The organism is Halomonas sp. ND22Bw (genome assembly GCF_003011945.1).
In the GTDB taxonomy this organism is placed as follows: domain Bacteria; phylum Pseudomonadota; class Gammaproteobacteria; order Pseudomonadales; family Halomonadaceae; genus Halomonas; species Halomonas halophila.
This window is the reverse complement of sequence record NZ_PXWD01000021.1, coordinates 1-7,172: the sequence shown is the minus strand read 5'-3', so window position 1 is coordinate 7,172 and position 7,172 is coordinate 1. Positions and strand designations below refer to the sequence as shown.

General features: G+C 60.5%; 7 protein-coding genes, 2 tRNA genes and 1 pseudogene. All 10 read left to right on the top strand.

Going from position 1 to position 7,172, the window contains the following annotated elements; genetic code table 11:
* Window positions 1-98 precede the first annotated feature (98 nt).
* The 10 genes and pseudogenes from CVH10_RS16660 (at window position 99) to CVH10_RS25360 (ending at window position 6,496) form a co-directional block, all read left to right on the top strand.
* Window positions 99-173: transfer RNA gene (locus tag CVH10_RS16660), tRNA-Gly, on the top strand.
* A gap of 630 nt (window positions 174-803) precedes the next feature.
* Window positions 804-1,760, top strand: coding sequence for an ABC transporter ATP-binding protein (locus tag CVH10_RS16655; RefSeq protein ID WP_106489306.1), 957 nt, complete (start codon window positions 804-806; stop codon window positions 1,758-1,760).
* Window positions 1,757-2,530 (top strand): ABC transporter permease, encoded by a 774-nt coding sequence (locus CVH10_RS16650; RefSeq protein ID WP_035595169.1) that lies wholly within the window; start codon window positions 1,757-1,759, stop codon window positions 2,528-2,530. The genes CVH10_RS16655 and CVH10_RS16650 overlap by 4 nt, the downstream gene beginning before the upstream one ends.
* A 2-nt stretch (window positions 2,531-2,532) precedes the next feature.
* On the top strand, window positions 2,533-3,369 hold the full coding sequence (gene queF, locus CVH10_RS16645; RefSeq protein ID WP_106489305.1) for an NADPH-dependent 7-cyano-7-deazaguanine reductase QueF: 837 nt from the start codon (window positions 2,533-2,535) through the stop codon (window positions 3,367-3,369).
* A gap of 111 nt (window positions 3,370-3,480) precedes the next feature.
* Window positions 3,481-4,041, top strand: coding sequence for a nitroreductase family protein (locus CVH10_RS16640; protein ID WP_106489304.1), 561 nt, complete (start codon window positions 3,481-3,483; stop codon window positions 4,039-4,041).
* Between the two features lie 2 nt (window positions 4,042-4,043).
* Window positions 4,044-4,547, top strand: a complete 504-nt coding sequence (locus CVH10_RS16635) for a YiiD C-terminal domain-containing protein (protein ID WP_106489303.1) — start codon at window positions 4,044-4,046, stop codon at window positions 4,545-4,547.
* A 122-nt stretch (window positions 4,548-4,669) separates the two neighbouring features.
* A tRNA-Ser gene (locus tag CVH10_RS16630) sits at window positions 4,670-4,757 on the top strand.
* 335 nt (window positions 4,758-5,092) lie between these two features.
* Window positions 5,093-5,418: pseudogene (locus CVH10_RS27270) on the top strand (helix-turn-helix transcriptional regulator).
* Between the two features lie 14 nt (window positions 5,419-5,432).
* Window positions 5,433-6,065, top strand: a complete 633-nt coding sequence (locus tag CVH10_RS27265; protein WP_106489301.1) for a DUF4145 domain-containing protein — start codon at window positions 5,433-5,435, stop codon at window positions 6,063-6,065.
* Window positions 6,062-6,496 (top strand): hypothetical protein, encoded by a 435-nt coding sequence (locus CVH10_RS25360; protein ID WP_181244433.1) that lies wholly within the window; start codon window positions 6,062-6,064, stop codon window positions 6,494-6,496. Before CVH10_RS27265 ends, CVH10_RS25360 begins: the two co-directional genes overlap by 4 nt.
* The last annotated feature ends 676 nt before the right edge of the window (window positions 6,497-7,172 follow it).

Here is a 7,172-nt window from a genome sequence, read left to right as displayed (position 1 = left end):
CCCATTCGTCTAGTGGCCTAGGACACCGCCCTTTCACGGCGGTAACAGGGGTTCGAACCCCCTATGGGACGCCACTCTTCTCACAGTGTCACCAGAGCGCGGGAATAGCTCAGTGGTAGAGCATCGCCTTGCCAAGGCGAGGGTCGCGAGTTCGAATCTCGTTTCCCGCTCCATTCGAAGGTTTCTCTCCACCGGTCAGGCCAAGGCTCACGTCACGAGCTGGAACGCCAGCCCGGTCGATCTCGTTTCCCGCTCCAGTAGGTCTCCAGGGAATATCATTTGGCCAAGGCTCGGATCACGATCCGGTGTGCCGGTCCAATCGAATCTCGTTTCCCGCTCCATTCGAAGGTTTCTCTCCACCGGTCAGGCCAAGGCTCGCGTCACGAGCTGGAACGCCAGCCCGGTCGATCTCGTTTCCCGCTCCAGTAGGTCTCCAGGGAATATCATTTAGCCAAGGCTCGGATCACGATCCGGTGTGCCGGTCCAATCGAATCTCGTTTCCCGCTCCATTCGAAGGTTTCTCTCCACCGGTCAGGCCAAGGCTCGCGTCACGAGCTGGAACGCCAGCCCGGTCGATCTCGTTTCCCGCTCCAGATTGTCTTAAGCACTTCTCTGATCACCGGTCCGGCCCGATGCGCCTGTCCGGGATGTCGTGTTGGTGCCCTGGCGTCTTTCCTCGCCATGCCGCAAGCGCATGCTTCCTGCAAAGCCACCCGACTCGTTCGCCCGCGATTGAATTTGGCGGAATCGTCCCCATGATAGTGGGCCTTCGACGACATTCACCCAAGTAAACAGGACTGCTCATGGCCGAACCGGCGCTGTCCATTCGTGGCCTGACCAAGGTCTACGGCAATGGCTTCCAAGCCCTCAAGGGCATCGACCTCGATGTCGAGCAGGGCGACTTCTACGCCCTGCTGGGCCCCAACGGTGCGGGCAAGTCCACCACCCTCGGGGTGGTCTGTTCGCTGGTGCAGAAGACGGCCGGCAAGGTCTCGATCTTCGGCATCGACATCGACAAGGACTTCGCCAAGGCGAAGTATCATCTCGGCGTGGTGCCCCAGGAATTCAACTTCAACCAGTTCGAGAAGGTCATCGACATCGTGCTGGCCCAGGCCGGCTACTACGGCATGTCGCGCCGCGAGGCCCTGCCGCGCGCCGAGGAGCTGCTGCGCGACCTGGGGCTGTGGGACAAGCGCAACGGCAGCGCCCGCATGCTCTCCGGCGGCATGAAGCGCCGGCTGATGATCGCCCGCGCCCTGATGCACCGCCCCAAGCTGCTGATCCTCGACGAGCCGACCGCCGGGGTCGACATCGAACTGCGCCGCAGCATGTGGGAGTACATGCGCTGCATCAACGAGAAGGAAGGCACCACCATCATTCTCACCACCCACTACCTGGAAGAGGCCGAGAGCCTGTGCCGGCGCGTGGGCATCATCAACCACGGCGAGATCATCCGTGACACCAGCGTGCGCGACCTGCTCGCCGAGCTGGACACCGAGACCTTCCTGCTCGACCTGGCGCATCCGCTCGAGGAAGCGCCCGCCATCGACGGCTTCGACGTGCGCAAGTCCGACGACGCCCAGCTGGCGGTGATGGTCCATCGCGGCCAGCGCCTGAACGACGTCTTCGACGCTCTGGGACAGCAGGGCATCGAAGTGGTCTCGATGCGCAACCGCGCCAACCGACTCGAGGAAATGTTCGTCTCCATGGTGGAAGAGGGGCAGAAAACCGCGACATCCGACCAGGAGGCCCGTTCATGAACGCCACCCAGATCGCCATTGCCCTCTGGACGCTGGTGTCCAAGGAGATCCGCCGCTTCACCCGGATCTGGCCGCAGACGCTGCTGCCGCCGTCGATCACCATGACCATGTACTTCATCATCTTCGGCAACCTGATCGGATCGCGCATCGGGGCCATGGATGGCTACAGCTACATGGACTTCATCGTGCCCGGCCTGATCATGATGGCGGTGATCACCAACAGCTACTCCAACGTCGCCTCGAGCTTTTTCTCCAACAAGTTCCAGCGCAGCGTCGAGGAGATGATGGTCTCGCCGATGCCCAACTGGGTCATCCTCGCCGGCTTCGTGCTGGGCGGCATGGCGCGCGGCCTGGGCGTGGGCATCATCGTCACCTTCGTGTCGCTGTTCTTCACCCGCATCGACGTGGCCCATCCGCTGCTGACCATCGGGGTGGTGGTGCTGACCGCGGCGCTGTTCGCCATCGGCGGCTTCATCAACGCGCTGCTGGGCAAGAAGTTCGATGACATCTCCATCGTGCCGACCTTCGTGCTGACGCCGCTGACTTACTTGGGCGGGGTGTTCTACTCGATCTCGCTGCTGCCGGCCTTCTGGCAGGGCGCCTCGATGCTCAACCCGATCCTCTACATGGTCAACGTCTTCCGCTACGGCTTCCTGGGCGTCTCCGACATCCCTGTGGGCTGGGCCCTGACCGCCATCCTCGGCTTCATCGTGGTACTGTTCGGCATCGCCCTGTGGATGCTCAACAACGGCAAGGGCATCAGGAGTTGACCATGGCACACCAACGACCCGAGACGCTCGCAGAGGCCCCGCTGGGCCGCGAGTCCGCCTACCCGGAGCACTACGACGCCGGGCTGCTGTACCCGATTGCCCGCGCTGCCAACCGCGCGCCGCTGGGCATCGAGGAGGGCGCGCTGCCGTTCGTCGGCGAGGACGAATGGCACGCCTTCGAGGTCTCCTGGCTCAACGCCCGCGGCAAGCCGATCGTCGCCGTGGCACGCTTCCGGCTGCCGGCCGAGTCGCCGCGGCTGATCGAGTCCAAGTCGTGGAAGCTCTACCTCAACAGCTTCAACCAGACCCGCCTGGCCTCGCCGGACGAGGCCCGGGCGATCATGGAGCGCGACCTCTCCGCCGCGGCCGGTGCGCCGGTGGCCGTGGAGCTGTTCGGCGTCGACGACGAGGCGCTTGCCCCGCGCCGCCTGCCGGGGGAGTGCATCGACGAGCGTGACATCGAGGTCGAGGACTACACGCCCAGCGCCGAGCACCTGACCACGGTCGACGAGATCGTCGAGGAAACGCTGCACTCGCACCTGCTCAAGTCCAACTGCCCGGTCACCGGCCAGCCCGACTGGGGCAGCGTGATGATCCGCTACCGCGGGCCGCGCCTCGACCGCGACGGCCTGCTGCGCTACCTGATCGGCTATCGCCAGCATCAGGACTTCCATGAGCACTGCGTCGAGCACATCTTCATGGACCTGATGGAACGGGCCAGGCCCGAGCGGCTGCTGGTGCTGGCGCGCTACGTGCGCCGCGGCGGCCTCGACATCAGCCCCTGGCGCGGCACCCCTGGCGAGCAGCCGCCGACGCCGCTGCGTCTGGCGAGACAGTAGGCCTGGCGAGACAGTAGGGCTTTCCCGCCACCAGACTCGGCACGACAGCCATCGAGCGGCTTGATAGAGTATCGAGAACCTTTCTCGTCTGACCTCGGCAAGGAGACACCGATGGATGCGATGACGCTGCTGCAACAACGCAGCTCCATGGGCAAGCTGATGGCCCCGGCCCCCAACGCGGAACAGCTCGAGGCGATGTACCGGGCCGCGCTGCGCGCCCCGGACCACAAGGAGCTCCGGCCTTGGCGCTTCATCGAGTTCTCGGGCGACGGGCTCGACCGCCTCGGCGAGCTGTTCGCCGAGGCCGAGCGGGTCGAGAACCCCGATGCGCCGGAGGCCGTGCTCGAGGGCGCGCGCAAGAAGCCCAAGCGCGCGCCGATGATCATCGCCGTGGTCGCCAGGGTCGCGCCGGACGAGCCCAAGGTGCCGCGGGTCGAGCAGGTGATCTCCGCCGGCTGCGCCGCCCACGGCCTGCTGCTGGCCGCGCACGCCCAGGGCCTGGGCGCCATGTGGCGCACCGGCAAGTACGCCTTCGACGCCACTGTGCGCGAAGGGCTCGGCCTGGCCGAGCAGGACGAGCTGGTCGGCTTCCTCTATCTGGGGCAGGTCGGCGGCCGCCACCGCCCGGTGCCCGAGCACGACCTCGGCGCCTTCGTCGAGCGCTGGAGCTGAGCATGCGCGAGCTCGGCGTGCCTCATCCGCGCCTGCCGCTGCCGTCGGCGGGCGGGGAAGACGATCCGGCGGCCTTCCTGGCCTGGCTGCGCGAGGCCATCCCGATGGTCGAGCATCTCGGCATCGAGGCCATGCAGCGCGACGGCGAGGCGCTGGAATGGCGGCTCGCCATCGCCCCGAGCCTCAACGACAAGGGCACCGGCTTCGGCGGCGCCCTGACCGCCCAGACCACGCTGCTCGGCTGGTGCTGGGCCACGCTCTGGCTGCGGCGACACGGCTATGACCGTGATGTGGTGGTGGCGGAGGCCAGCCAGCGCTTCCTGGCGCCGGTGACCGGCGACTATCGGCTGGTCTGCACGCCGGAGAGCGAGGACGGCCCGGCGCGTCTTGAGGAGCGTCTGGCGGAGCGGGGCAGGGGGCGCATCGCCCTGGTGCAGCGCCTGTACTGCGGCGAGACCCTGTGTCTCGAGGCCCGCGGCGACTACGCCGTCCGCCCGGCAGGCTGAGCTGCCGGGCCTGATCTGCAAGAAATCGAAAAAACCACTTGCGTACACGGACTTAAGTGGATAATATACGCCCCGTTCTCGAGGCAAAGGCAGCAAGCCAAACGGTTCGAGAGCCAAAATGCGGAGGGGTGTCCGAGTGGTCGAAGGAGCACGCCTGGAAAGTGTGTAAGTCGAAAGGCTTCGAGGGTTCGAATCCCTCCCCCTCCGCCACGAATTCTAAGAAAGCCGCTGAGCCATCAGCGGCTTTTTTGTGTCTGTATCCCCCGTTATCTCACGCCTTGGCGTATCCCCAGCGCCCAGATTCCCCGGCCCATAGCGGTATCCCTCAGGACGACCGTCCTTTCCCAGGCCCTCGCACAACCCTCAGCCACACATCCACCTTGGTCGGTGATCGCTAATTCGGGCATGACAGCCGTATCTCTCTTAGGTAGTGTCCTCCTAAGTGTTGTGAGTGGACGTTGGTTATTGAGGCGCGCTTTCTTCTCGAATGTATTCACGCCGCCGGCGATGGCCGTTCGCTCGAGCGGGAGGAAGTCGAGTCGACGATGTACTTTCCCACCGAGCAGCTCGCCGCCCAGGGCCTCGATCCGGGCCAGGTGGTCGGCATCAAGGTGCGCGGCGATTCGATGGACGGCACCCTGGCTGACGGCAACTGGGTGCTGGTGGATCGCAGCAGCCGCGCCCCGAAGGGGTGTTCCTGCTACTCGTGCACGGCGAGCGGCGCATCAAGCGCGTGCAGCGCGTGGCCGGCGGCGCCTGGCTGCTGATCAGCGACAACCCGCGCTATGAGAAAGAGATGATCAAGCCGCAGGATATGAAGGACGTGGAGATCCTGGGGCGGTGTGAGATTCGGATTGGGCGGGTTTTGTAATAAATGGAGTTGTTATGAGCTTTGTTCCTGCTGAGCACCATAAAAAATCTTTCACTTGTTTTTATTGTGGCGTGTTTTCTCAAATGAAATGGGCGCCCTTGGCGATACAAGGTACGGTAAACAATTTTTTGGATATGGCTGAATGCCAGCATTGCTTTGAGAAAAGCTTCTGGTTTGATCGTCATCAAGGCGAGAATTCTAGGCAACTGATTTTTCCCATGACTACCTCTTTGCCTATGCCGCACCCGGATATGCCAGAAAGTTCTCGGGCTGACTATCTTGAAGCCAGAGCGGTGATGCCTCATTCAGCTAAGGCCGCAGCAGCACTTCTAAGGCTTTCCTTGCAAAAGTTATGCATTTATCTGGGTAAGAGTAATAATATCAATAAAGCTATTGGTCAGCTTGTTCAAGACGGCCTTCCTGAAGAGGTTCAAATGGCACTGGATGCCGTGCGTATCATAGGGAATGAGTCAGTTCATCCAGGCGAGATTCAGGATGATGAACTCGAGGAAGGTGTGGCTAAAGCATTCGAAATGATGAACTTTATAGTTCAGGATCGGATTACTAAGTATGCTCGTGCAAGAGAGCTTTATGAAATGCTGCCTGAAGACAAGAGAGAGGCAGTTGCAGATAGGGATAAGGGGTGATTATGGGTAAGGCTGTTATAGTGGACGATTCTGCTGAAGACGATGGCAAGATTGTTCTTGAGTTGTTGAGTGGCGCGAATGTTCTTATAGAAGCCTCGGGTGATAAAACTGAGGCTTTTCTTATTTCTGAAGCATCGCCTGATGCCGAGGTTGTCTGCAAAGTTGGTAGTTTCGATTTTGAACTCTTTGAAGAGGGCTGTGATTACATGCTATCTTCTGGCTATAAAGTGACGAATATGTTCCTGGAAGGTTGTGGTGGTAAATACCTTAGGCAAGGGATAGGAACAGCAATTGTTGAGTTTCAGGAACAGATGTATGGCCCCGTAATATTTGGTGAGGATACGGGCACTACAGCAGAAGATGGTAGCCATTTGACAGGTGATGGTAAGCCTTTTGCTGCTGCAATGTTGAAAAGGAAAAACAGAGGTTGAACTGTATTTTTAGTCAGTTTGCAGCGCGTCGCCGGCGGCGCCTGGCTGCTGATCAGCGACAACCCGCGCTATGAGAAGGAATTGATCAAGCCACAGGACATGAAGGACGTGGAGATCCTGGGGCGGTGTGAGATTCGGATTGGGCGGGTTTCTTGATAAATTATTTGTATGAGGAGCGAAATGCTTATTTTCCTTTCCATATTGTCAAGCCTCCTCTGTTTGCTATGGGCTTTGTTTGAACCTGGCTTTGCTAGTTTTGCTGCGCTATTAGCGTCTCTTGTTGTCTTAGTATCAATGTTTGTCTCTAGGAAGCATTTTTCTCGCTCTACAAGAACCGTCGTTAATCAGAAGGTTAAAGGTGGTGTCGCTGTGCATGCAGGAAGAGATGCTCATTTAAATGTCACGGAAGACAAGGAGTGACCGATGGCTTTTGGAGGGGAACACAATCGACAAGATGTTACAGATGGTGGAGTCGCTATTAATGCGAAAGGGGATGTTCACTATGGGGCAAGTGTTGAACAGATAAGAGGTATCGTTGACTTATGTTTGGAATGTAATTTTCCAAAATTAAGACAGGAGGCGGCTAAAGAGTCGTGTAGTGACCCCCTGGTTTCTGCACACCCTACGCAGCTAATGCGGGGTGTGCTCGGGGTGCCACATAGTCCAGAGACTGGTG